Source organism: Lactococcus termiticola, assembly GCF_003116835.1.
In the GTDB taxonomy this organism is placed as follows: Bacteria; Bacillota; Bacilli; order Lactobacillales; family Streptococcaceae; genus Lactococcus; species Lactococcus termiticola.
The window spans coordinates 36,178-60,176 of record NZ_BFFO01000006.1; the positions used below are offsets into that span (position 1 = coordinate 36,178).

Here is a 23,999-nt window from a genome sequence, read left to right on the forward strand (position 1 = left end):
ATAAAGTGGATCGAGTGAAATGGAGGAAAATCGGGAAAACACTGTGAAAAGGGCGACTAGCGAGACTTTCGGACTCGCTCTTTAGAACGATGTAGCGAAGAAAACTTCGTTTTCCTTATCTGTAGCTTCTCTTGGAGCCCTCTGGCCACTCGAACTTCCGCAAGGCAAGGGCCAGTCCTCCTAAACAGAAAAAAAGCAGACATCATGTCCGCCCCTTCTTATTCCGTCAATTCTTTCGCCTTTTCAGCAATCTCATCGGCACGTCTTTGCAGATCGCTCAGGCCCTTGCTTTCGCTGGCTGGGCTAACTTCTGATGCGATTTCTTCCACCTTTTCAGTTGCGGCATCTTTGACTTCTTCAGCCTTTTCTGTCACTGCTTCTTGGGCTTCTACAACAGAATCTGAAATTGAACTTTCATCTTCATCAAAGAGCTCTTCAGTCGAATCTTTTGCTGTGTTAAATTTGTCAGAAATTGAATCTTTTGTCTTATTAACAAAGTCCATCACAGACTCTTTTGACAGCTCACCACTATCAATTTTAGCCTTGATGTCGTCCTTTTTAGCGACCAGATAGTCTTTGGCACGCTCAGCTGAGATGTCCCCGTTGTCAAATTTTTCCTTGATGTCGCTGAACTTTTCATCATAGAAGGCCTTGGCTGAGTCGGTCACGTTTGAGACCGTACCTTTAGGGTCTGCCTTAAAGTCGTCAAAGGCCTTGCCTGCGTCTTCACGGAGCTCAGAGCCTTTTTTAGGGGCCAGGAACAATGCTGCTGCAGCACCAATCAGTGCACCTACTAAAAATCCAGATTTTTTAGCCATATTATACTACCTCTTTTTCTACTTTTTCTTTTTTTGTAAAGAATTTCTTTGCCTGCTTTGCAGCAACTACAGCTGCTGTAGACCGGGCATTTCTACGGCCAGACCGGCTGAAGCGACCGACCAGGTTACGGGTCGATGCGTTGACCGCAGAGACAGACTCTGACAGGTCAGCAACCGCCGTAAAGAGCGGATCAATCGTAGCCACCTTACCGTTAACATCGTCAAGCAGTGTATTAGCCTTGCCCATCAGGCTGTCGGCCTGGTGCATGAGGACATCCACGTCACTCGAGACTAGCTTGATACTGCGATTGACCTCAGTCATAGTCTTTGAAACCTTGACCAGGACAACAATAATAAAGATTACCAGCAGGGCAAAGGCCACTGCAATAATCATCAAAGCTATATTTCCCACTTTACCTCCTTTTGAGCTTAAGCTTTAAGCCCTTTCATATGATAATTCCATTATATCAAATCAAGCTTGGATTAGGAAATAATTACTAAATTTTAATCTTAGCGAACCGAGTCTTGCAAAAAAGCCTGCAAACAGGCTCCGCTCACATCATGTCCCGCTTATGCAGAAGGACACTAACCCATCCACAAATCAGGATAATCCCGACCAGAATCAGCCACCACATATTCCCCCATTCCTGCTTGGGCAAAGGGACATTCATCCCGTAAAAACCTACGATGATGGCAGGAATCCCGAGGACAAAGGTCGCTGAAGTCATAATTTTCATGACGATGTTCAAGTTATTAGAAACAATATTTGAGAATAAATCTCTTAGATTTTCCATCAATTTAAGCTGAATTCGGGTCTCGGCGTGAGACTGGTCAGCCGCAATCTGAATATCGAAAATCCGCTCTGCAAAGCCGTCCTGGCTATGTGTCCTGAGATATTCCGCATAGCGGGTCAGGACGCTGAGGTTATTGCTCACCGCATCTTCAAAGTAAATCAGGCTGGCCTGCATGGCAATCATATCCAATAGCTGGTCATTTTTCGTCGACTTCATGATAGACTTTTCGATTTTTTGCCGGCGTTGACGAAATTCAGCCAGATGCTTTTCATAACGGGCTTCAATGTCAAAAAGGAGGTGATAGGTCATCTGATGGGCGAACCGCTCCCGCTCAAAGCTGACATCTTTGAGGCCAGGCAGTTCAAAGTCAGCATTCAAGGCAAAGATCACTACACCCGAGCTGGTGTTGACAATCGAGCAGGGATAGGTCTTGATTTCGCCTGTATCACTCATCATCGGATACTGCATGAGGAGGAGCTGGTTGCCCTTGTCGTCGCCTTCTATCCGGGCCTTTTCATAATTGTCCAAAATCCCGCTGAGATAGTCAAAAGGAAAGCCAAAACGCTCGGTCAGCCGGCCGATTTCTTCCTTGCTCGGCTGGAGCAGGTAGAGAAAGTCGCCGTCTGTCCCGATATTATTACGTTCCAGCCGTCTGTCTGAATTGAGACGATAGTTATAAATCATGTCATTTCTCCCTATTTATAGTTGAAAAATCTCAGGCTGACTCCGTCAAAAATCCTGGGAAAAAGGCCACGGAGCTTGACGAGCAGAGCCAGTTGCCAGGGCAGATTGAGCTCTGCCTTTTGCCTGCCCAACTGTTTATAAATTTTTACTGCAATCTCATCTGCCGTCAAGACATAAGAGCCGACCCGCTCAAGATAGGCGGGGTTATCCGCATGAAACTTGGTCCTGACCGGGCCTGTATTGACCGTCGTGATGATTAAGTCCGGACGCTCCATCCGGAGGGCATCTGAAAAGGCAATCAGGGCTGCCTTAGAAGCTGAATAAGCCGTTGACTTAGCCGTCGGTAGCTTGCCAGCGATAGAGGCAATATTGACAATCTGAATCCGGGGCCGGCTCTCCTTAATATGGCGGATGGCCAGGAGGCTATTGACCTCAAACATGGCCTCAATATCGTCCATGGTCAGCTCTTCAAAGGCCTCAAAGACGGCTGTTCCGGCATTATTGACCAGGATGTCGACTTCTGGCAGTGGACTCACGCCCTCTTGATAAAAGCAGGCATTGGGAAGACCGCCGTAAAGCTGCTCTAATTTTTGAAGATCCCGGGAAAGTAGATGGAGTCGGACGTCTTTATCCTCGGCCAGGAGCTTGACCAGGGCCTGGGCAATATCGCCCGTCGCCCCTGTGATGAGGATGTCCTTAAAGTTTTTCTTCATAGAAATCCTTCGCCACATGGCTATTTTCGTGGACAGCCTGAGCTTCAGTTAAGAGTTGTTTAACCGCCTTACCGACATAGCGGGGGCTGATGTGGGTCAGGATGAGTCTGTTTGCCCCTGCTTCCTTGGCAACCTCAGCCGCCTGCTTGGTCGTCGAGTGGCCGTGTTTCTTGGCAATCTTAGGCTCTGAGGCCTCATAGGTCGCCTCATGGACCAGGAGGTCGGCACCCACAGCCAGACGGACCGCCGCCTCGGTCTTTCTGGTATCGCCGAGGATGGTCACGACCTTACCCTTCTTATCTGGACCAATATAGTCCTCCGGCCGGTAAATCTTGCCGTCCAGCTCTACCGTCTCGCCCCGTTTAATCTGTCCAAAAAGCGGGCCAAAGGGCAGGCCATCGGCCTGCAATCGCTCGCTGTCCAGCTCGCCAGCCCTATCCTTTTCCATGACCCGGTAGCCCAGGCAAAAGATGGTATGGTCGAGTGGCTCAGCATAGACTGTAAAGCTCTCGTCTTCAAAGACAATACCCGCGGTCTGATCCAGCTCATGAAAATCAATCCGGTAGCCAAGCTTACTGCCTGAGATTTTCAGACTGGTCATCACAAAGTTTTTAATCCCTTGCGGGCCATAAATTTCAAGGTCGGTCTGCTCGTCAGAAGACTGGAAGCTCCGGCTTGAAAGAAAGCCAGGCAGGCCAAAGATATGGTCGCCGTGAAGGTGGCTGATAAAGATTTTTGTGATTTTTCTGGGCTTAATTGTCGTCTCCAGAATCTGATGCTGGGTCGCCTCTCCGCAGTCAAAAAGCCAGATTTCGCCACGTTCATCTAAGAGTTTTAAGGCAATGGCCTGGGTCTTTCTGCTGTGCGACGGCTGGCCTGCTCCTGTGCCTAGAAATTGGATGTCCATTTGAGCTCCTTTTTCTCCTGTTTTTGATAAAAAAATTGCAGGCTTGACTGCAATTTTGGGGATTCGTTGACTTTGGAAATGCAGTGGCGGAAATGTAGGATAGCCATTTTGCACGTAAGTGAGAAATTGAACTGCGTTCAATTTCTTTTATTCAGTAACCATTTTGTGAGCAAGGCTGGGCTTTAACTGGCTTTGGCCAGTTAAAGCCCTAGACTTGCTACACAAAATGCGTCCGGAGGGAATCGAACCCCCATCGCCAGAACCGGAATCTGGCGTGATATCCATTACACTACGGACGCGTCAACTCTTTTATTATACGGAAAAGCTTGGCTTTTTTCAAGTCTCAGGCGACCTTGATATTGACTTGTCATTTTTAGAGAAAAAAAGCCCTTATTAGGTCTTCTTATTTAGGTTGATTCATCCGATTAAAGCGGTCAACCCGGTAGGCAAAGACCACCCGCCGGCCCAAAAGATAGGCAAAGAAGGCGGTTGGCAACCAAAAATCATGAGAGGCTGCCCAGTAAAGCAGGGCGGCATAGATGATCACACCGATCATAAAAAAGTAGAACTGCTGTCTTATCATAAGCTATATTATAACAGATTCTGACCATTTTTCCTAAATAAGGCTTGCTAGTCATTTTATAAATTTTCTGCTAAAATAAGAAGGCAATGAATACGATTAAAAAATTTATGGCTTCGGAAGCCTTTAAGTACCTGGTTTTCGGTGTTTTAACCACACTTGTTTATTATATCTTTTTGAATATTGTCATGTTTGCGACCTCGGGGTCTTCCTACTCTGCCCCCCTGGCAGAGGCTGTCGGTCAGATTGTCAGCATTATCTTTGCCTTTTGGACCAATAAGAAATGGGTCTTTGAACATGAAAGTGACCATGTTTTCCTAGACTTTCTCAATTTTTCAGCAGGACGTATCGCCTTCATGGTCCTCGCCGTCATCCTAAAATGGTGGTTCGGCACCGTCCATCCTGAAATCCTGACCGGCCTCATTCATCAAAACTTCAAGCTGACGATGAACATCTTCTCACTATTTTTGCAGGTCCTCAACATCCTGCTCAACTACTTCTATTCTAAATTTCTCGTCTTCAGAAAAAAATCAGCCTAAACGACTGATTTTTCTATTCTCACAAAATGGTGATAGCCTCGAATTCATAAAGGAAACTAGTCTCGCCTTACTCCCAGTCTTTGAGCTCAATATCCTAGTTTCTATAATTCTCTCCATGTTACGCTAAAGCCCCTAATCAGCCTAATCTGTCTGATTTTTTTCTTTATTACGAATGACCTTGATAAACTCGATAACCTCGCCCCGCCTGGTCTCAATATTCTTTGCCTTGATCTGCAAATAAACGGCATTAAGAATGGCCCCTAAAATCAGGACACGGGCAATGAAGATGAACCAAATCATGAGTGTGAAAACGACCAGAGAGCCAGCCACCTTGAAGTCCCGCACTTCATTGAGGGCCCTGGTCGCGTAAAGGGCGATGATATTGGTCAAGAAGACCAGGACAAAGGTCGTGAAAATCGTCCCTGGCATAATGTAGCGTATTTTGTGAATTCGGACATTGGGCAAGAGGAAGTAAAGCAAGGCCAGCGACAGAAAAGTCGCGAGCCCCACAGCCGGCAGGGTCATATTGTGCAACGTATAATAAAGCTGGTCATTAAAGGGAAAGCGACTGTGCAACTCGGCCAGGATCTGCTGGCCAAAGGTCGACAGCAGGACGGCGATGTAGAGGAAAATCAAGATCCCAAAGCCTGAGACAATTCCAATGACCCGACTGACGATAAAGTCCCGGTGGTCTAGCACGCCATAAGCCTTGTTCATGGCCATCTGAAGGCTGGCAAGGGCCCTGGAAAAGGTCCAGAGGCCGACGATGATAGAGACCCAGAGCAGGCTGGTATTGGGATTGGACAAGAGGCTCCGGCCCGGCCCTGAGATGGCCTCATAGATCTGATGGGGCATGCTCTCACTCAGGGCCTGGAGAATCTGATCCACATTCAGATGAAAAAAGGGGAGGGCATTTCCGACAATCAGCAAAAAGGGAAAAAGCGATAGCATCAGGTAATAGGCTACCGCAATCGACGAGAGGCTCATCTCTGAGCTCTTAAAAAACGAGAGAAACTGATTGAAGACTTCAACGATGAAAGCCTTGCTAAATTTTTCTTTCATGTTTTTCCTGCTCTTTTTCTCTGAACTGGACGCTTTCATCTAAAAGATTTGGAAAATCTTAGTAGGTCCCTTCTTCTCCTTGAGAAGTCAGGATGACCGGACCGTCTTTAGTCACGACAAACTGGTGCTCATACTGGCAAGAAAGACTACCGTCAAGCGTCACATAGCCCCGTTCTCCGTCGTGGTCAATCTCCCAATCGCCAGTGTTGATCATCGGCTCGATGGTCAAGACCATGCCTTCACGTAGGCGAAGGCCCTTTCCTGGCGTGCCATAGTGGGGTACCATTGGGTCTTCATGCATGGTTGGACCAACGCCGTGGCCGACCAGGTCACGGACCACGCCGTAACCCTTGCCCTCAGCGTATTCTTGGATGGCGTGACCAATGTCGCCAATCCGGTTGCCAACCTTGGCAGCGGCAATCCCACGGTAGAGGGCTTCTTTAGTGACATCCATCAGATTTCTGACTTCTTCAGAAACCTCACCAACAGCGAAGGCCCAACAAGAATCTGCCACTCCACCACGGAAATTTTCCTGATAGTAAACCATGCTTTCAGCATCGTCAAAATTCAGTTTTGAAACATCGCAGAAGTCGTCTTCGACAAGACCCAAGACCATGTCAACCTTGATCAAATCGCCTTCTTTGAGTTTGATATGGCGAGGAAAGGCATGGGCCACTTCATCATTCAAGCAACAGCAGGTCGCATAAGGAAAGGGATTATAGTTGCCTTCGTCGACCCCGATTTGCAGGGGGAGGACATTCTTTTCCTTGCAGACCCGGCGGACATATTCTTCGATTTCAAACATGTCGATGCCTGGCTTGATGAGCTCACGCAGGCCAATATGGATGTCGGCCAGGATCTTGCTTGACTTGGCCATTTGTTCGATTTCACGTTCAGATTTTAGTGTAATCACTGCTTTCTCTTTTCTAATAACTTTATGCTTCCATTTTATCATAAATTGAGCCGTTTATATAAAATCCTCAGATAAATCAGAAGCTCCGGAGCCTTTAGGATGTGATTTCTGCCAGATTTTTGATATAATTTTATTAAAGAAATTTAAGAAAAGGTGATCAAAAATGGCATTAGCAAAAATCGTCTACGCAAGTATGACTGGAAATACGCAAGAAATCGCTGAAATCGTAGCTGATAAGCTGGAGGACCTAGGCCTTGACGTCGACCTCGACGAATGCACAACGGTCGATGCCGAAGACTTTGTCGACGCTGACCTCTGCATCGTGGCCACTTATACCTATGGCGACGGCGAGCTGCCTGATGAAATTGTCGACTTTTATGAGGACTTGGCCGACGTTGACCTGGCTGGCAAGACCTTTGGCGTCTGTGGCTCAGGCGATACTTTTTATGATGACTTCTGCGTCTGCATCGACATGTTTGAAGAGCAGTTTGCAGTAGCTGGAGCGGAAAAAGGAGCTGACTGTGTCCGTGTTGACCTCAACGCTGAAGAGGAAGACATCGTTAATCTTGAAGCCTTTGCATCAGCCTTGGCTGAAAAAGTCCAATAAAAAACGCCGGATTCTGGCGTTTTTCTTATAGGCTAAACATCAGAATGCCTGCGGCGACTGCCACATTGAGCGACTCTGCATGACCTGGCATCTCGATGTGGACTAGCTGGTCAGCGACCTCGATGGCCGCCTCTGAGACACCGGCTCCTTCATTGCCCATAATCAGGGCAAAGTTGTCGGCCTGGACCTCTCGATGGCTGATGGAGTCCTTTGACAAGGTCGTTGTCAAGATAGTCAGGTCTTTGAGCAGTGGCAGGGCCTCATCCAGGCTCAAGCCATCTATGACCGGAAGGTGGAACTGACTCCCCTGCATGGAGCGGACAACCTTGGGACTGTAGATATCCGCCGTCCCTTTGAGGCAGAGAACGGCTGAAAAGCCAGCCGCATCGGCAGTCCGGATCATGGTGCCAACATTGCCAGGGTCTTGGACATTTTCCAGAAGGAGGACCTTTTGTGCCCTAGGAAAGCTAATCTGAGGCTGCTTGACAACTGCAACAAGGCCTTGTGGCGTTTCTGCATCTGAGAGGCTGGCGAGGACTTCATTTGAGACGATGAGGTATTCGCTCAGGCCTGCTGGTAACTGGTCAATCTTCTCTTCTGAGACAAAGAGCTCTTCGAGCTCGGCCGACCAGCCGATGGCTTCCTGCAAGAGGTGGAAGCCCTCAATAAGATAGCTCCCTGCCTGCTTTCTCCCCTTTTTGGTCAGGAGTTTTCTGGCTGACTTAATTTTTACATTATCTTTAGAACGTATGACTTCCATGCTCAACCTAAACTTTCAAGAATTTGTTATCATTATACCATATTGAGGAGGTGACCATGCAAAAACTCAAAATCATCGTATCTGGCCGGGTCCAGGGCGTTGGCTTCCGATTTGGCTGTATCCAGCTGGCCCAACAATACGGCATCTATGGCCGGGTCTGGAATAATCCCGACGGGACTGTTGGCATCCTCGCCCAGGCTGAAGATGCAGTAGCTCTGCAGAGCTTTGTCACTGCGGTCAGAAAGGGCCCTACGCCTTTTGCTAAGGTAACTTATTTGGAGGCTATTGCTGATAATTCTGAGCTGTTTTCAGATTTTAAGATTGTGTGAGAGCTTGGAGTTTTCAAGCTTTTTCTTATATTAAATAGTCAACAGGCGAATAAAAATGAGGCAAGGGTGTAGTGGAAGAAATTCTGAAAAACACTGTGAACAAGGGAAAATGGCGAGACCGAGAGGGCTCGACATTTAGCAATGAAAGCGAAGCTTTGCTTGCGTGCCACACAGTGATTTTTCAGAATTTCTGGAACGAAACGGACTTTATCTATAGGACACCATCTCTTCCAAAACGACCGCAATAACAGCATTCTGCGAGAACAGAAAAAGTGTCCAACGGACACTTTTTTACCAATTAAACAACCTCAACAAGGCCATATGATACTTCACTTCTTGGGCATAAAACATATTCCCACCATTAGTATAAAGCTTACCACCGTTATTCAACAGCGAATAAAGCGTCAAATGATAGTAGGTCTGGCCGGTCTTATTGCCAAGACTCGGTGCGACCACATCACGAGAGTAGGCTTTGGCCAGGTCCAGACTATTTGTCCCGCCCTGCTTGGCGACATAGTCAACATAGTTTTTACCATAATTATAAGCCTGGACACCTGCCCAGGGGTCGACCTTCTTCGATGCCGCATAGTTCAGGACCTTGGTCAGATTGGCAATCCCTTGGTCGATGCTTTCAGACTGGGTCACAATTTCTCCGGTCTTACCATTAATTGATTCGCTGGACTGCATGACGTCAGTGTCCCGCCCCTTGGTCTCGGTATAGATGATGGCCAGAGCCAGATTGGTCTCATTGGATAGGCCTTGTGCTGCAAGACTCTTTGAAACCGCCTGCTCATAACGCATGACGTGCTTAACATTTTGACGGGTCCTATAGACCCAAAAAGCTGCAGCCAATACAATCACTAAGGCTACAAATGATCCGATTTTTTTCATATCACTTTCCTATTCTTTGCGGTCAAGTCTTACTATCACTGTTCAAATTTTTATTTTTTGACTCGCTTTTTTGAAATCATCGTTTATTCAGTTGTGGTTAATCTTTGGGATAAAGTGGGAAGGCAGCCGTGAGCTCTAGCACTTCTTTGCGGACCTCTTCTTGGACCTCTTCAAAGCTCCGGCCCTTCAGGGCACGGATGATCAAGCTGGCAATCCGTCTGGCCTCGGTCTCCTTCATTCCCCGGCTGGTAATGGCAGCACAGCCAATCCGGATGCCTGAGGTAATAAAAGGTGAAAGTGGCTCAAAAGGCACCGAGTTCTTGTTCAGCGTAATATGGACTTCATCAAGCAGGTTTTGAGCCTCCTTGCCTGTCATCCCAATCCCGGTGACATCGACCAGGAAGAGGTGGTTGTCGGTCCCTTCAGAGATGAGCTTGAAGCCTTCTTCAACGCCAAAGATAGCGGCCATGGCCTTGGTATTGTCAATGACCTGCTGCTGGTAGGCCTTAAATGAAGGGTCGAGAGCCTCCTTGAGGGCCACGGCCTTAGCGGCAATGACGTGCTCGAGTGGCCCGCCTTGTGAGCCAGGGAAGATGGCTGAGTCAATCTTCTTGGCCAAAGCCTCGTCATTGGTCATAATCATGCCACCCCGAGGACCACGAAGGGTCTTATGGGTCGTCGTTGTCGTAATATCAGCATAAGGGATGGGACTAGGATGGAGGCCAACCGCAACAAGGCCAGCAATATGGGCCATGTCGACCATCAGCTTGGCCCCAACCTTGTCAGCAATCTCACGGAAGCGCGCAAAATCAATGGTCCGGGCATAAGCTGAAGCACCAGCAATAATCAGGGCCGGCTTGACCTCCCGGGCCTTGACCATGATGGCATCATAGTCGAGTTGCTCGCTGACGGGGTTGACACCATAGCTGACAAAATTATAGGTCTGGCCTGAAAAGTTGACCGGCGAGCCATGGGTCAAATGACCGCCGTCGGCCAAATTCATACCAAGGACCGTATCGCCTGGCTTAATCAGGGCCATGTAGGCCGCCGCATTGGCCTGAGAGCCTGAGTGGGGCTGGACGTTGACGTATTTGACGTCAAAGAGCTTCTTAGCCCGCTCAATGGCAAGATTTTCAACGACATCGACAACATCCGTCCCGCCATAATAGCGTTTGCCGGGATAGCCTTCTGCGTACTTGTTGGTCAAGACGGAGCCTTGGGCCGCCATGACAGCCTTGGAGACAATATTTTCAGAAGCAATCAACTCGATGTTTTGCTCCTGACGGCGTTCTTCAGCTGCGATCGCCTCCCAGACTTCTGGGTCAAAAGCCTTGTAATCCGGATATTGTTCGTCAAAAATCATGGCAATCCCTCTTTTCCTTATATTAATTCTATTCTACCACAAAATCCTTAGGCCGGCCTTGCATTTACCCAATTTTTATTGCTTTTATGCTATGATATTTTCATATGAAAAAGTTAGATAAAACTGGCATTTTGGCTGGGAATCCCTGGCTCTCTGATGTGAAAATCAAGGCCAGTTCCAGCTCGACCCAGCAGGATGCCAAGGCTGACGGACAAGACCGTTGCCTCTATCTCGCAGAGCAACAGACCGCGACCTATGGACGTTTTGGCCGGGAATTTTTTTCGGCGGATGAGGGCGGTATCTATATGAGCCTGCTCCTCCAGGTCAACCCGAGTGAAAGCATGCCGCAATATACGGTCCTGGCCGGAGCGGCCGTCGTTTCCGCCATCAAAAAGCTGACGGATAAGCCCGTCCAAATCAAGTGGGTCAACGACATCTATCTGGAGGGCAAGAAGATTTGTGGCATCCTCGCCGAGGCCCATCAGAAGGCTGATGGCAGGCTTGAAATCATCATTGGGATCGGCCTAAATTTTGCAATCAGAGAATTTCCAGAGCCCCTCAAAGACAAGGCCGGAAGCCTCTTTAACAGTCCAGACGAGGCTAATATCGACCGCAACCAGCTCATCTCAGAAATCTGGCAGGCCTTTGACAGACTTAAAAATGCAGACTATCTAAGCATCTACACGGAGCATTCGCTCGTCCTTGGCAGGCAGGTGACTTTCAGCCAGCAGGGCAGGGATTATGAGGGCATCGCCCGTGACCTGACCGCTAACGCTGGCCTTATCGTTGAGCTGGCGGGCGGGCAGGAGATGGTCTTGTCTTCTGGGGAAGTCTCTCTGAAGAGCTGGTAAGAGGACTTTCCTTCTCTAAAAAGCAGGCCAGAGTGGAAGAAATTCTGAAAATTACTGTGAAATATGGTAAAAGGTGAGCCCTAACGGGTTCACCTTTTAGTAATGAGACAGCGAAGCTGGCTGCTTGCCCCATGCTCGCTAAGTCACTTTAGCGACTTAGCGAGTATGGAGGGCCTAGTGGCGGAGCCACGAAGATGGCCCATAGTTATTTTCAGAATTTCTGGAAGGAAAGTCACCTTGTCACAGGCTTTCCCTCATCTCAAAAATCCGACCAATCCTCATCCTTCTCAACCGGCTGGGCTTCCTTAATCTTCTGGCCTGGCTTGGTTGGATGATTTTCCCAGCCTGCATCCCAGCTGTCGGCCTTCCGACGGGCTTTTTCTTCGTATCTAGCCTGTCTGCGAGCCATTCGCTCAGCATGGCGTTTTTCATAAACGCCTGAATGCTGCTCCCAGTCCTGTTTTTGGGAACTTGCCTGGCCAGCTTCATCATCACTGGCATCTGGGATAATCCAGCTAGCGACGATATAGACGATGACACCTGCAAAAAAGCTACTGAAGGTTAAGATGACATAAAGGATTCTCAGGAAGGTAATGACATCCCGGCTCAGGCCAAAGTACTCCCCAACTCCCGCAATGGTCCCTCGGATGAGACGGTTCTCCTTTGATTTTCTGAGTTCACGTGATTGCATTTTCTTCCTTCTTTCTAGGCTTCTTCTTCCTTGGACTCATTGTCCTTGAGCCATATTGTGCCTGACTTTGTTTCAATTTCAAAGGTCAGGCTTTGTTCACTATTTCGTACGAGGGCAGCCCCGTTACGGCCAGCCTCAAAGGGGCTGTCGAGCTTGAGCCTTGTCTTATAGCCACCAAAGATGGTCTTGACATGGCCGACCAGGCCCAAATCCTCAGGTACTGAGAGCTTGATGTCGCCATTGACAGATTTGACATTCAGCTCCCGAGGGCTATTGCTATCTTGTGTAAGGAGAATATCTCCATTCACCAAGCTGATGTCGCCCCGGCCAAAGGCTGAGGTCACTCGGATGTCACCATTGACCAGGCTGAGCTTGAGCTCATCTGCTCGGCCATCCTCAATGCGGATATCGCCATTCTTATTGCTGACAAAGAGCTCTGAGGTCTGAGTTTCCTTGAGTTCAATCTGGCCATTGACAATGCTCAGGCTAAGCTTCTCAGCCTCGGTCTTGCTGAAGCTACTATCGCCATGGGTCAGCTTGACCGCAATGTCTTTGTAGGTCTTCTCTGGCAGGTAGAGGGCCACGTCAGCTGAGATACGGCCAGGAGCCTCTGTCGTGATTTCGAGAACCTCATCAATCACTTCTAGCTTGCTCTTTTCGGCCAGATAGCTATCTACGTCGCCGTTTTCTACGGCCCCGTAGACTTTATAGTCTACTTTAACATGGGCATTGTCGCCAGGCTGGACGCTGAGTTTGCCCGCCGTCAGTGCAATATTTACTGCATCGAAGTCGCCTTCAATGTCTTTTTCGATGGTTTTACTGATCGACTTGACCTTGGGAAAACCATTGGCAAAATCAATGTTTTCATCGACTGCCTTTGAAATCCCCTTAAACAAGTCTTTTGCCCCATCCGCAATCTGGCTGATGACACTCTTAAAGGCATCAGGGAAGTCGATATCGTGGTTGGTATAGCCTTCCTTGTCCTGATAGCTAAAGGATTCTTTCTTATCTCTCTGATTTTCCTTGCTTTCGCTCGCCTTCTCTTCTTTCTGAGACTCAAGGAGCTCAAGGGCCTCATCTTCAGAGATGATGCCCCGTCTCATCAGGTCCATGATCCGGTCTTTCTTATTTGCCATTTTATTTTCCTCCTGTTATGAAAAACAAATTTACTGAGAGGTCTTATCCTCATAAAGCTATTATCCCATGACGGGGGCAAAAAAAAATCAGCCTATGGGCTGATTTTTTTATTTTGGCTGGATGTAGGTTGCAAGACTTGCCTGAGAGGCAGGAATCACACGATAATCCACGACGTTCAAGCCCTTGACATTCATTTCTGAAACCAGGTATGAACCGTCGGCGTAGACCTTTTCGACAAAGGCCACGTGGCCGTAAACTGCGACTGCACCAGCAACTCCAGGTGGGAAGCTTACAGCATAGCCCACTTGAGGCGTATGGGTTGTATAGTAACCCTGAGCTACTGCAGAAGCACCCCAGTCGCCACCATTGCCCATGTATTGTCCGATTTTACCACCGAGCTGGAGGATACGGTTGTAGACATATATGGTACAGTTACCCCAGGCATAACTACTGGAGCCTGGACGGTCTACACCATCCCAGACGGGGAATTTACTGTCGTTGGCTCCAAGCATAAGAGGGCTTGTCGGAGCCTGTGTATCTTTGACCAAACTTGAAAGATTGCTGACATTATCATATTTGGTCAAGTCATATTCATTGATGACTGCAATCAATTTGGCCTTATAGCTAGGGTCGGTCGCAAAGACACCTTGAAGAGCGTCCAGAGCTTCTTCTACTGACTTAGAACGTGACTTCCAGGCACCTGCATAGAGGTACTTGTTGTAGTCTGTCCCGTTGAGAATCAATTTCACATAATCAACCAGAGACTGGTCGTATGAGCCATAGGCACGATAGGCACCAGAACCGATGGTAATTGACTTGCCATCATAGCTCCCACGGATATTGAAGAGGTCATGACCTTTCAGGGCTACCTCGCTGGTTCCGTGTCCAGACTCAAGAATCGCCTGGGCCAGGATGATAGAAGCATAGAGGTTGTTCTGGCTGGCTAATTGTGCCACCCGGGCTCCCAGGCTCTTGATGAAGGCATCGACCGTCGTGTTGTTGACGCTGGTCACTGGAGGGACGACGATGGCGATCTTATTGTAGAGACGGAGGCCTTTGATGCTAGTAATTTTAGAGCTATTACTATAATCAGGGTAGGCAGGCGTCACGTAGATAGGTGGGAAATTTTCAGCTGGCCGATAGTTTACGTCTGGAGCCACTACTGCTGGGGATGACGGATGAGCCGGTTGAGCTGGTTTTGAAGGCTCTACTGGCTTTGCAGGTTGAGAAGGCTTCGTCGGTTGACTAGGCTTAGAAGGCTGGGTCGGTTTGGAAGGCTTCGAAGGTTTAGAGGGTTTGGAAGGCTTCGTTGGCTTTGTCGGTTGAGTCGGTTTGCTTGGCTCTGTAGGCTTACTTGGTTCAGTTGGCTTGCTCGGCTCTGTAGGCTTCGTCGGTTGACTAGGATCCGTAGGCTTTGTGGGCTCTGTGGGTTGACTAGGATTTGACGGATTGGTAGGCTTACTCGGCTCTGAAGGGCTTGTAGGCTCTGTGGGCTTCGTCGGCTCTGACGGCGTGCTTGGCAACGATGGCTTTGACGGCTGTGTTGGTTGAGTCGGTTCTGCAACCTTTGTCGGCTGAGTCGGATCTGACGGTGATGAGGGGCTATTTATCTGGTCTGCACCTGATAAATTGGCATCAGCTGTATGAACTTCGTCAGCTAATGCATGTCCAGCTGTACCAAAAGAGGCCGCAGAGAGGACTAGAGCACCTGTCAACATCACTTTCTTTTTATTTGATTTCTTAATATGTCTTGAACTTCTTTTTTTCATAGATCATTCTTTCCTTCACTTAAGATCCTTATTTGGATATAAGACCACATCTTGCATTTTAACAAAAATGGGGAAGCGATGCAAGCTAAATCATCTTGAAAAAAGGAGCATCAAAAAAAGCCCTTAGAAAAGGACTTTTCAAAGCAAGACTTAGGCCTTGTTAGCTGAACCGAAAACGTCGATACGTTCTTCAACTGATTCAGTGATGGCTGCGAAACCAGGAGCCAAGAATTTACGTGGGTCGAAGAGTTTCTTCTTCATGTATTCAGCTTCGTTAGCGTCAAATTCGTTGACGAATTTACGAGTTGCTGCTGCGAATGCAAGTTGGCATTCAGTGTTAACATTAACTTTAGCAACACCGTTCTTGATTGCTTCGCGGATTTGGTCATCAGGAATACCTGAACCACCGTGGAGAACGATTGGCACTTTACGGCCAACTTGTTCAACCAAAGCGTTGTTCAATTTTTCAAGGTGATCGATGTGGAGACCTTTCCAGTTTTCTGGGTAAGGACCGTGGATGTTACCGATACCAGCTGCCAAGAAGTCAACGCCAAGTTTAGCCATTGCTACAGCGTCGTCGATAGGAGCAAGTTCGCCTTCACCGATGATACCGTCTTCTTCACCACCGATAGAACCAACTTCACATTCTACAGAGATGCCTTTAGCGTGAGCCAAAGCGATGATTTCTTCAGCTTGCTTCAAGTTTTCTTCGATTGGCAGGTGTGAGCCGTCGAACATTACTGAAGTGTAGCCAATTTCGATACATTCTTTAGCATCGTCAAAGTGACCGTGGTCAAGGTGGATTGCAACTGGTACAGTGATACCCATTGATTCAACAAGTGTTTCAATGAGGACTTTACACATCTTGTAGCCACCCATGTATTTAGCAGCACCCATAGAAGTTTGGATCAAGACTGGAGTCTTTTTAGCTTCTGCGGCACGCAAGATAGCTTGAGTCCACTCAAGGTTGTTGGTGTTGAAACCACCGATAGCATAGCCGTTATCGCGGGCTGCTTGTACGAATTTTTCTGCTGAAACGATTCCCATTTCAAATTCCTCCGAATGATTTGTGGCATTTCTGCCTTATTTTTACTTTTATATTATAGCATTTTGTGAAATCTTTTGCTAGTTAGAGTTAACTTTATCTCAGTTTGGTTTGGGAATGTTTCTAATAATGGGTGCTCGGGGAGCTAGCTTCGACTATTTCTAAGCCTTGCTTAGCCAACAACCTCACATCTTCGATATGAGATCAGGCTGTCCCGGAAGTCTAAGTGCTAAAGCACTAAGACCCTCGGGCAGTCTCGCTGAAGCGAGCCGTCATGCCACAAAGAAATAGTACTTGCGGATCTCCCCTGTGCGGAAGACTAAGTAGCAAAGCTACTTGTCTTCCCATTATTAGAAAATCCCCTGGAATTGGCCTTCGGCCGTTTGGCTTCGCCAAACCCGCAAAGCGGTCCGCCTACGGCGGGAGCGGAGCTCTAATCCAAGGGGATTTTCTAGTAGTGGGATTATGAGAAAGCTTTGCTTTCCCATAATCCGCGGAGCGGAAATCCGCAAGTAGCGTTGCTTTGCCATGCGACGGCTCCCGTAGGGAGACTAAGCAGAGCTTAGCAACACTCGAAGCTAGTTCCGCGAGCACCCACTACTAGAAACATCCCCACTCCCGAAGGGAAAGGACGGCTGGCAAGCCAAAAATCCTATTTTTGAAGATACACCATTAAAATCGATATGTCCGCTGGATTCACACCAGAAATCCGACTGGCTTGTCCAAGCGTTTCTGGGTTAATCTTCTTGAATTTTTGTCTTGCTTCTGTCGCGATGCTATCAATCGCATCCCAATCGATATTCTTAGGAATCCGTTTTTCTTCTAGGCGGTGCATTTTTTCAACTTGTTCGAGGGCTTTTTTGATATAGCCTTCATAAATTGTTTCCGTCTCAATCAGCTCAATGACTGTTCTATCCAGCGCTTCTTCTGGTGCTCCGACAAAGTCAAGGACATCTTTATAAGTTACTTCTGGACGTTTCAAGAAATCCGCTCCTGAAACTGCGTCTTTAATTGGTCCAAATCCCATTTTACCGAGTTTTTCTTGTGTTTCTGGGAAGGGTTTGAGTTTTTCTTTGTTCAAACGTGCCATTTCTTTATCAAAACTGGCTTTTTTCGCTTCAAAGGCTGTCCAACGTTCTTCATCAACCAAGCCAACTTCGTGACCAATTGCTGTCAAACGCATATCCGCATTATCATGACGGAGAATCAAACGGTATTCTGCACGACTTGTCAAAAGGCGATAAGGTTCCAAAGTCCCTTTCGTTACCAAATCATCAATCATCACACCGATATAAGCATCTGAGCGTTTCAAGATGAGTTCTGGCTTCCCTTGAACCTTGAGGCTGGCATTAATCCCTGCGACCAAACCTTGCCCTGCTGCTTCTTCATAACCTGATGTACCGTTGGTTTGACCTGCTGTGAAGAGTCCAGAAATTTTCTTTGTTTCCAATGTCGGCCGGAGCTGATGGGGCATGACCATGTCGTATTCGATGGCATAGCCAGGTCGCATCATCTCTGCATTTTCCAAACCTGGAATCGAGCGAAGGAGGTCAAATTGAACGTCTTCTGGCAGGCTAGTTGAAAGACCTTGGACGTAGACCTCATCAGTATTTCGCCCTTCAGGCTCTAAGAAGAGCTGGTGGCGGGGCTTGTCAGCAAAACGGACAACCTTGTCTTCAATAGAAGGACAGTAACGAGGGCCGACACCTTTAACAATCCCTGAAAACATCGGAGCCCGGTGCAGGTTCTTATTGATGATGTCATGGCTGGTCGTGCTGGTATAGGTCAGCCAGCAGGGCACCTGGTCTTTGAGGTAGTCTTCATCCTTGCTCAAGAAGCTAAAATGATTTGGAGCCTCGTCGCCCGGCTGGATTTCAGTTGCTTCATAGTTAATCGAAGAACCCAAAATCCGAGGCGGTGTCCCCGTCTTAAAACGGCCAATCTCAAAGCCGAGATTTCGCAGATTATCAGCTAGGCCGACAGAGGCCAGCGAATTATTTGGCCCTGAGGAATACTTGAGCTCGCCGATGATAATCTCGCCACGCAGGGCTGTCCCGGTCGTGATGACCACGGCCTTGGCCCCGTATTCTGTCCCGGTCGCTGTGCGAACGCCGACGACCCGGTCATCCTCGACCAAGAGCTCTTCGACCATGCCCTGGCGGAGGGTCAGATTTTCCTGGCTTTCTACGGTCTCCTTCATGGTCTTGGCGTAAAGCTCCTTGTCTGCCTGGGCACGCAGGGCACGGACAGCAGGGCCCTTTCCGGTATTGAGCATCTTCATCTGGATGTAGGTCTTGTCGATATTACGGCCCATCTCGCCACCCAGGGCGTCAATTTCACGGACGACAATCCCCTTGGCAGAGCCCCCGATAGAAGGGTTACAAGGCATAAAGGCCAACATATCCAGATTGATGGTAATCAAAAGCGTGCTGGTCCCCATACGGGCTGAGGCCAGGGCCGCCTCGACACCAGCATGTCCTGCCCCGACGATAATGACATCATAATTTTCTTGTTTCATTTTTAGTGCTCCAAAAGAAAAATCAAGACAGCGAAAATAAGTGCAAGCCGCACCTATCTTCTCGAGCCTTGACCTTCGAGTTTTTATTTATCTACATTTTAGCTTTTTTTTTAGGATTTGACAAGTCCTATCGGTCGTCCTCTGGCTGAGGATAATCCAGTGTCAGATGGGGCTGTGACTTCAGGCTCAGATGGATGTTATAATGCCAATGTCGCTTGGTCCAATAAATCGCACATAAGGCCACAATGATCGAGGCAATCGAGCCGATCCCGATGGCCCAACGGGGACCATTGACACCCCAAGAACCCGCAATCCAACCGACTAAAATCGAACCAAAAGGGGTCACACCCTGAAAGACCAGCATGTAGAGGCTCATCACCCGCCCCCGCATGGCAGGCGTCACGCCAAGCTGGACGGTCGCATTGGCTGAAGTAATCAGGGTCAAGACGCAAAAGCCGACCGCAATCCCTGCAATGGCAAAGCTATAAAAGTTCGGCATCATGGCATAAATCCCACTCGTGACCCCAAAAGCCAGGGCAGAACCGACGACCAGGCGGGTCCTCGGCCGTTGACGGCGGGAGGCCATGAGTGAGCCCGCCACAGCACCGACGGCAAAGAAGGTACCGAGCAGGCCATATTGTGAGGGCTCTGGGATATTGAAGACGTGAATCGCCATCTGGGCCTGAGTCAGCTGGTTGTTTAGGCCCAGCATGCTGACGACAGAGACCACGCCCATGATAATGAGAATATCTGGACGATTTCGCACATAGCGGAGGCCTTCCTTGATTTGCCCCTTCTTCTTCTGGGCTGACGGCAACTCATAGAGCTCATTTTTCCGCATCAAAAGGAGGGAGCCTGCTGTCGCCGCAAATGAGATGGCATTGATGATAAAAGCCCAGCCAGGCCCAGACCAGGCAATCAGGAAGCCACCTACTGCAGGCCCAATCAGACGGGCCGAATTAAAGGAAGTCGAGTTCAGCCCGACCGCATTGGTCAAGTCCTTCTTTTCGACCATCTCGCCGACAAAAGTCTGGCGGACCGGATTGTCCAGAGCCTGCACCAGACCCATGAGGAGGGCAAAGGCAAAGACCCAGTATATCGTAACCTGATGGTTCAGAGTCAAGAGCCCCAATCCCAAGGCCAGCAAGCCCATCATTGTCTGCGTGAAAAGCATGAGATGGCGGCGGTTCAGACGGTCCGCCAACAGGCCGGTAAAGGGTGACAAAAACAAGAAGGGCAGGAACTGCAAAGCCGTCACAATCCCACCATAAAGGCCGGATAGACCTGGATTTCCCTTGGTCAAGATATACATGACCAGCCAGTCCTGACCAATCCGCTGGACCCAGGTCCCGATATTGGAAAGCAGGGCACCGCTAAACCAGAGCCGATAATTATAGTAGCTCAGCGAGCTGAAGGTCGTATTTTTTCTTTTCTTTTTTTCTGACATTTTCTTTTCTATTTTTTGTATTTATAAACTACTAATGATAGTTTACGCTTTTTTATTCGATTTGTAAATAGAGAAGTGAGCTGAGCACAACGGAAAAGTATAAATTGCTAGGAGTGGAGATGGCTCCCACCAAAAGAAAAAGACCTTCTCCAGGTCTATAATTTCTCATCCAAACTATCCTTAGTCTCCCGAGCCTTCAAGGCATTTGGACAGACCTTTATCTGAGGGTCTGCCGAGTGCTTCTCATAGGCCCAGCGTTTCTTTTCTTCTGGCAAGAGGTGCCAGTCCTCCAAGAGGGCAATACTGTGATAGCGCTGCTGGTAGCCGGCACATTCCTCGCACCAAATCTCGTCCTCAACATCCCAAAAAGCTGAGAGCAGGTCGTCCTTGCTCTTAAATTCTGTGAAGGATTCGGCAAATTTATACCATTGATTCCGGTAATATTTGAGGGCCGTATAAAAATTTTCAAATTCTTTGGTGCTGACGATGTCTTTTTTCCAATCGTCAAAGAACCACCAGGGCTCGTCCACACCGTACATTTCGACTACGCGATACATTTTTCTACTCGTTTACTTTCATTTTACTGATTATTTTATTTTAGCCTAATTACTCAGAAATAGAAAGTTTTTTGCTTATGAATTTTTCTCGTCAACCTTGAGCAGACAATATTCCATGACTTCCTGAAGGCGGTCAGCCTCCATCGTCAGGTGCAAGAAGCCAATGACCGCCTCAAAACCGGTGGAAATCCGGTAGGTAATCACATCTGTATTCTTGGCTGAGGTCTTGGAGTGGGCATTACGCCCCCGCTTAAAGATGTCCTGCTCTACTTCGGTCAAAAAGTTGTCGGCTTCCATCTCTGAAATCAGGGAGGCCTGGGCCTTGGCAGAGACGTATCGGACAGCGTTTTTCTGCAGGTCATTAGGCCGAGTCAGGCCTTTTTCAAGAAGATGGTCCCGGACAGCGACCTCGTAGACCGCATCGCCAATATAGGCCAGTGCTATGCCATTTAAGAGTTCCGGCCTATTCATGATGCCACCTCACGCCCTCAGGCCGGTCTTCTAGGATAATGCCCCGGGCCTTGAGTTCATCTCTGATTTCATCTGCACGGGCAAAATCCCGGTCTTTTCTAGCTTGTTGTCTGGCTTCAATCAGGGACTCGATTTCTTCATCGAGACTGCCTGCTTCCTGCTCATGACTAAGACCTAGGATTTCAAGGACTTCATCGAAGAAGGCCTTGGCATCGGCTCCACCATTGCCTTTGTTGACCCAGCTGATAAAGTCATAGAAAACGGTCATGGCGTTTGCGATATTAAAGTCCTCGTCCATGGCCTGCTTAAAGCCCGTCACAAAGGCCTCTAGGCCTTCTGAAGAGGCTGTTAGGTCAAGGTTCCGGTAGGCATTGTCAATTTTAGAAAGATTATTTTCTGCCCTAGACAGAGCCTCGTCATTAAAGTCAATTGGCCGTCTGTAGTGACTTGTCGCCAGGAAAAGTCGGAGGACACGGGGATTGAGGCCGGCTTCCAGCATCTCATGGACGGTCTTAAAATTACCCAGCGACTTGGACATCTTTTCACCGTCGACATTGACAAAGCCGTTATGCATCCAGTAGTTGACAAATTTCACGCCGTTGTGAGCTTCAGACTGGGCGATTTCATTGGTATGGTGGGGGAACTCCAGGTCTTGACCCCCACCGTGAATGTCAAGCGTCTCGCCAAGTAGGCTGTTGCTCATCACAGAGCACTCGATATGCCAGCCAGGACGTCCTGCCCCCCAAGGGCTGTCGTACTTGTCTTCTTCCCGGTCGGCTGCGACTGATTTCCAGAGGGCAAAGTCAGCCGGGCTCTCCTTCTTCATTGCTTCTTCATCCAGACGACCTGAGGCCCCGTCAAGCAACTCGTCCAGCTTCTTGCCGGCAAGCCTCGCATAGTCTTCTGACCTGCTGACCCGGAAGTAGACGTCGCCGTCAGCCTCATAGGCAAAGCCTTTTTCAATCAAATCAGCAATAAAGCGGATGATATCGTCGATAAAGGCCGTCGCCCGCGGATTTTCGTCGGCAGGCTTCACGCCCAGAGCCTTCGTGTCCTTATAAAAGGCCGCAATATACTTGTCAGAAAGGGCTCCAGCAGAGATACCTTCAGCCTTGGAAGCCTTGATAATTTTGTCGTCGACATCGGTAAAATTGGAGACAAAGTGGACAGCGTAGCCAGCATACTCCAGATATTTGCGAATCACGTCAAAAGCGACCACGCTCCGGGCATTGCCGATGTGGATATAATTGTAGACCGTCGGCCCGCAGACATACATGCGGACCTTCTTTGCTTCAATTGTCTGGAAGTCTTCGAGTTTTCTTGTTAAAGTGTTGTATATTTTCATAAGTCTCACATTTCTTCATCAAACACAACAGAGCCAATCAGGGCACGGAGTGGCAGGTAGAGCAGGACATAACCCGACCAATTCCCCAAAAAGATGGTCACGACCACCGCTAGGACTGTCATAAGAATATAATCCCAAGAAAGCCCAGAGCCCGCCTTCTTGACCTCTAGGCCATTGAAGGCCATGATTCTCGCCCTCAAGGCCCTTGAATAGCGGGTCGTAAGGACAATATAGGCAATGTAAATAATAGTAAATAAGGTCGGATGGACATTATTATTTGCCTGGGTCATAAAAGGAAATAAGGCAATCAGCATCAGGAAAATCGCATAGGCAAAGACCTGCCAGCCACTGATTTTCTCGATTTTCTTAAAAAAATTCACAAATCTAAAATAAAAACCGACAATGACCAGAAAGCTGACAAAGAAGATGACCAGTGAATTTAATGTTTCAGAAAACTCATAATGGCCAGTGCTCAAGAGCTTTGGCAGGGGGATTTCCAGGACCATCAGCGTGGCAATGATACTCATCACAGCATCTGAAAAGCTCCTGAGAACCCCAATCATATGGCTGTCATAGACAGCGACCTTTGTATTTAATTTCTTCATTTGGAATGGCTGGAGTGGTAACTCGCCTCTCTTCGTTCTTCTAAGTTTAAGATGGTCTGCTCGTCTTTTTGCCCGTGCACCCGGACGACCTTAGCCGGAACGCCGACAACTGTCACGTCTTCAGGGACATCAGCGACGACAACCGCTCCGGCACCGACCTTGCTGTTGGCACCGATTTCTATTGGCCCAAGCAACTGGGCATGGGCTGAAATCAGGGCTCCTCTGTGAACCTGAGGATGGCGTTTGCCTTTGTCTTTACCCGTCCCGCCCAGGGTCACGCCGTGGTAGAGCTTGACATCTGTTTCAACCAGGGCCGTCTCACCGATGACCAGGCCTGAGCCATGGTCGATAAAGACGCCATTGGCAATCTTGGCTCCAGGATGAATTTCTATTTGGGTCCAAAACCGCCAAAACTGGGAGTGCATCCGGGCCAGAAGCTTAAAGCCGTGATTCCAGAGCCAATGGCTGAGCTTGTGAGCTGCCAGGGCCTTGACACCCGGATAGGTCAAGACTACCTCAAAGGCCGTCCTTGCGGCAGGGTCATTCTCCTGGGTCACCCGGATGGCCTCCCGCCAAAAGCCCTTCTTTTTTTCCTTCATTCTT

At 48.5% G+C, this 23,999-nt stretch carries 26 protein-coding genes and 1 tRNA gene; 4 read left to right on the plus strand and 23 right to left on the minus strand.

The annotated features are described in order from the left end of the window. Positions 1-218: 218 nt before the first annotated feature. The 7 genes from NtB2_RS05455 to NtB2_RS05485 form a co-directional block, all read right to left on the minus strand. A complete protein-coding gene (locus NtB2_RS05455) occupies positions 219-818 on the minus strand; it encodes a YtxH domain-containing protein (protein ID WP_109245938.1) in 600 nt (199 codons plus the stop codon). A 1-nt stretch (position 819) separates the two neighbouring features. After that, positions 820-1,230, minus strand: a complete 411-nt coding sequence (locus NtB2_RS05460; RefSeq protein WP_174683338.1) for a DUF948 domain-containing protein — start codon at positions 1,228-1,230, stop codon at positions 820-822. 142 nt (positions 1,231-1,372) lie between these two features. Continuing rightward, positions 1,373-2,296: a magnesium transporter CorA family protein gene (locus NtB2_RS05465; RefSeq protein ID WP_109245940.1), complete on the minus strand. Its 924-nt coding sequence runs from the start codon at positions 2,294-2,296 to the stop codon at positions 1,373-1,375. An 11-nt stretch (positions 2,297-2,307) separates the two neighbouring features. Next, positions 2,308-3,009: an SDR family NAD(P)-dependent oxidoreductase gene (locus tag NtB2_RS05470; RefSeq protein ID WP_109245941.1), complete on the minus strand. Its 702-nt coding sequence runs from the start codon at positions 3,007-3,009 to the stop codon at positions 2,308-2,310. Then, a complete protein-coding gene (gene rnz / locus NtB2_RS05475; protein ID WP_109245942.1) occupies positions 2,993-3,916 on the minus strand; it encodes a ribonuclease Z in 924 nt (307 codons plus the stop codon). Before rnz ends, NtB2_RS05470 begins: the two co-directional genes overlap by 17 nt. A gap of 227 nt (positions 3,917-4,143) precedes the next feature. Further along, positions 4,144-4,215, minus strand: a tRNA-Arg gene (locus NtB2_RS05480). A gap of 104 nt (positions 4,216-4,319) precedes the next feature. Continuing rightward, the gene (locus NtB2_RS05485; RefSeq protein WP_109245943.1) at positions 4,320-4,499 is read right to left on the minus strand and encodes a hypothetical protein; all 180 of its coding nucleotides are present in this window, start codon (positions 4,497-4,499) and stop codon (positions 4,320-4,322) included. Between the two features lie 86 nt (positions 4,500-4,585). Here NtB2_RS05485 and NtB2_RS05490 point away from each other — a divergent pair, with 86 nt between their 5' ends. Continuing rightward, a complete protein-coding gene (locus tag NtB2_RS05490; RefSeq protein ID WP_109245944.1) occupies positions 4,586-5,035 on the plus strand; it encodes a GtrA family protein in 450 nt (149 codons plus the stop codon). Between the two features lie 141 nt (positions 5,036-5,176). Here the strand turns inward: NtB2_RS05490 and NtB2_RS05495 are convergent, their stop codons facing one another. Then, positions 5,177-6,097: a YihY/virulence factor BrkB family protein gene (locus NtB2_RS05495; RefSeq protein WP_109245945.1), complete on the minus strand. Its 921-nt coding sequence runs from the start codon at positions 6,095-6,097 to the stop codon at positions 5,177-5,179. 58 nt (positions 6,098-6,155) lie between these two features. After that, positions 6,156-7,010: a methionyl aminopeptidase gene (locus NtB2_RS05500; protein WP_109245946.1), complete on the minus strand. Its 855-nt coding sequence runs from the start codon at positions 7,008-7,010 to the stop codon at positions 6,156-6,158. Between the two features lie 163 nt (positions 7,011-7,173). On the opposite strand from NtB2_RS05500, the gene NtB2_RS05505 reads away from it, so the two are divergent. Further along, positions 7,174-7,617 carry a flavodoxin gene (locus NtB2_RS05505; protein ID WP_109245947.1) on the plus strand — a complete coding sequence of 148 codons (444 nt, stop codon included), beginning with the start codon at positions 7,174-7,176 and terminating at the stop codon, positions 7,615-7,617. A gap of 25 nt (positions 7,618-7,642) precedes the next feature. Here NtB2_RS05505 and NtB2_RS05510 read toward each other — a convergent pair whose 3' ends face one another. After that, entirely contained in the window at positions 7,643-8,377 is a 735-nt protein-coding gene (locus tag NtB2_RS05510) for a TrmH family RNA methyltransferase (protein ID WP_109245948.1), read from the minus strand. 56 nt (positions 8,378-8,433) lie between these two features. Here NtB2_RS05510 and NtB2_RS05515 point away from each other — a divergent pair, with 56 nt between their 5' ends. Further along, positions 8,434-8,706, plus strand: a complete 273-nt coding sequence (locus tag NtB2_RS05515; protein WP_109245949.1) for an acylphosphatase — start codon at positions 8,434-8,436, stop codon at positions 8,704-8,706. A gap of 291 nt (positions 8,707-8,997) precedes the next feature. Here NtB2_RS05515 and NtB2_RS05520 read toward each other — a convergent pair whose 3' ends face one another. Both NtB2_RS05520 and glyA read right to left on the minus strand, forming a co-directional pair. Then, complete coding sequence (locus NtB2_RS05520; RefSeq protein ID WP_165814961.1) at positions 8,998-9,597, minus strand: lysozyme family protein; 600 nt, start codon at positions 9,595-9,597, stop codon at positions 8,998-9,000. A gap of 97 nt (positions 9,598-9,694) precedes the next feature. Then, complete coding sequence (glyA, locus tag NtB2_RS05525; protein ID WP_109245950.1) at positions 9,695-10,960, minus strand: serine hydroxymethyltransferase; 1,266 nt, start codon at positions 10,958-10,960, stop codon at positions 9,695-9,697. Positions 10,961-11,064: 104 nt separating this feature from the next. Between glyA and NtB2_RS05530 the strand changes: the two genes are divergently transcribed. Continuing rightward, a complete protein-coding gene (locus tag NtB2_RS05530) occupies positions 11,065-11,811 on the plus strand; it encodes a biotin--[acetyl-CoA-carboxylase] ligase (protein WP_109245951.1) in 747 nt (248 codons plus the stop codon). 259 nt (positions 11,812-12,070) lie between these two features. Here NtB2_RS05530 and NtB2_RS05535 read toward each other — a convergent pair whose 3' ends face one another. The 11 genes from NtB2_RS05535 to cysE form a co-directional block, all read right to left on the minus strand. Continuing rightward, entirely contained in the window at positions 12,071-12,502 is a 432-nt protein-coding gene (locus tag NtB2_RS05535) for a PspC domain-containing protein (protein WP_109245952.1), read from the minus strand. 14 nt (positions 12,503-12,516) lie between these two features. After that, a complete protein-coding gene (locus tag NtB2_RS05540; protein ID WP_109245953.1) occupies positions 12,517-13,638 on the minus strand; it encodes a DUF4097 family beta strand repeat-containing protein in 1,122 nt (373 codons plus the stop codon). Between the two features lie 108 nt (positions 13,639-13,746). After that, positions 13,747-14,799 (minus strand): glucosaminidase domain-containing protein, encoded by a 1,053-nt coding sequence (locus NtB2_RS08835; RefSeq protein WP_369689560.1) that lies wholly within the window; start codon positions 14,797-14,799, stop codon positions 13,747-13,749. A gap of 759 nt (positions 14,800-15,558) precedes the next feature. Continuing rightward, positions 15,559-16,455 carry a class II fructose-bisphosphate aldolase gene (locus NtB2_RS05550; RefSeq protein WP_109245955.1) on the minus strand — a complete coding sequence of 299 codons (897 nt, stop codon included), beginning with the start codon at positions 16,453-16,455 and terminating at the stop codon, positions 15,559-15,561. Positions 16,456-17,105: 650 nt separating this feature from the next. Continuing rightward, on the minus strand, positions 17,106-18,971 hold the full coding sequence (gene mnmG / locus NtB2_RS05555; protein WP_109245956.1) for a tRNA uridine-5-carboxymethylaminomethyl(34) synthesis enzyme MnmG: 1,866 nt from the start codon (positions 18,969-18,971) through the stop codon (positions 17,106-17,108). A 127-nt stretch (positions 18,972-19,098) separates the two neighbouring features. Further along, positions 19,099-20,418, minus strand: a complete 1,320-nt coding sequence (locus tag NtB2_RS05560) for an MFS transporter (RefSeq protein WP_109245957.1) — start codon at positions 20,416-20,418, stop codon at positions 19,099-19,101. Positions 20,419-20,573: 155 nt separating this feature from the next. Then, positions 20,574-20,975, minus strand: a complete 402-nt coding sequence (locus tag NtB2_RS05565; RefSeq protein WP_109245958.1) for a DUF1033 family protein — start codon at positions 20,973-20,975, stop codon at positions 20,574-20,576. A 75-nt stretch (positions 20,976-21,050) separates the two neighbouring features. Then, positions 21,051-21,446, minus strand: coding sequence for a Mini-ribonuclease 3 (locus NtB2_RS05570; protein ID WP_109245959.1), 396 nt, complete (start codon positions 21,444-21,446; stop codon positions 21,051-21,053). Beyond that, positions 21,439-22,791 (minus strand): cysteine--tRNA ligase, encoded by a 1,353-nt coding sequence (cysS, locus tag NtB2_RS05575; protein ID WP_109245960.1) that lies wholly within the window; start codon positions 22,789-22,791, stop codon positions 21,439-21,441. The genes NtB2_RS05570 and cysS overlap by 8 nt, the downstream gene beginning before the upstream one ends. Positions 22,792-22,796: 5 nt before the next feature. After that, on the minus strand, positions 22,797-23,396 hold the full coding sequence (locus NtB2_RS05580; protein WP_109245961.1) for a TMEM175 family protein: 600 nt from the start codon (positions 23,394-23,396) through the stop codon (positions 22,797-22,799). Then, positions 23,393-23,995: a serine O-acetyltransferase gene (gene cysE, locus NtB2_RS05585; protein ID WP_109245962.1), complete on the minus strand. Its 603-nt coding sequence runs from the start codon at positions 23,993-23,995 to the stop codon at positions 23,393-23,395. Before cysE ends, NtB2_RS05580 begins: the two co-directional genes overlap by 4 nt. Positions 23,996-23,999: the final 4 nt, after the last annotated feature.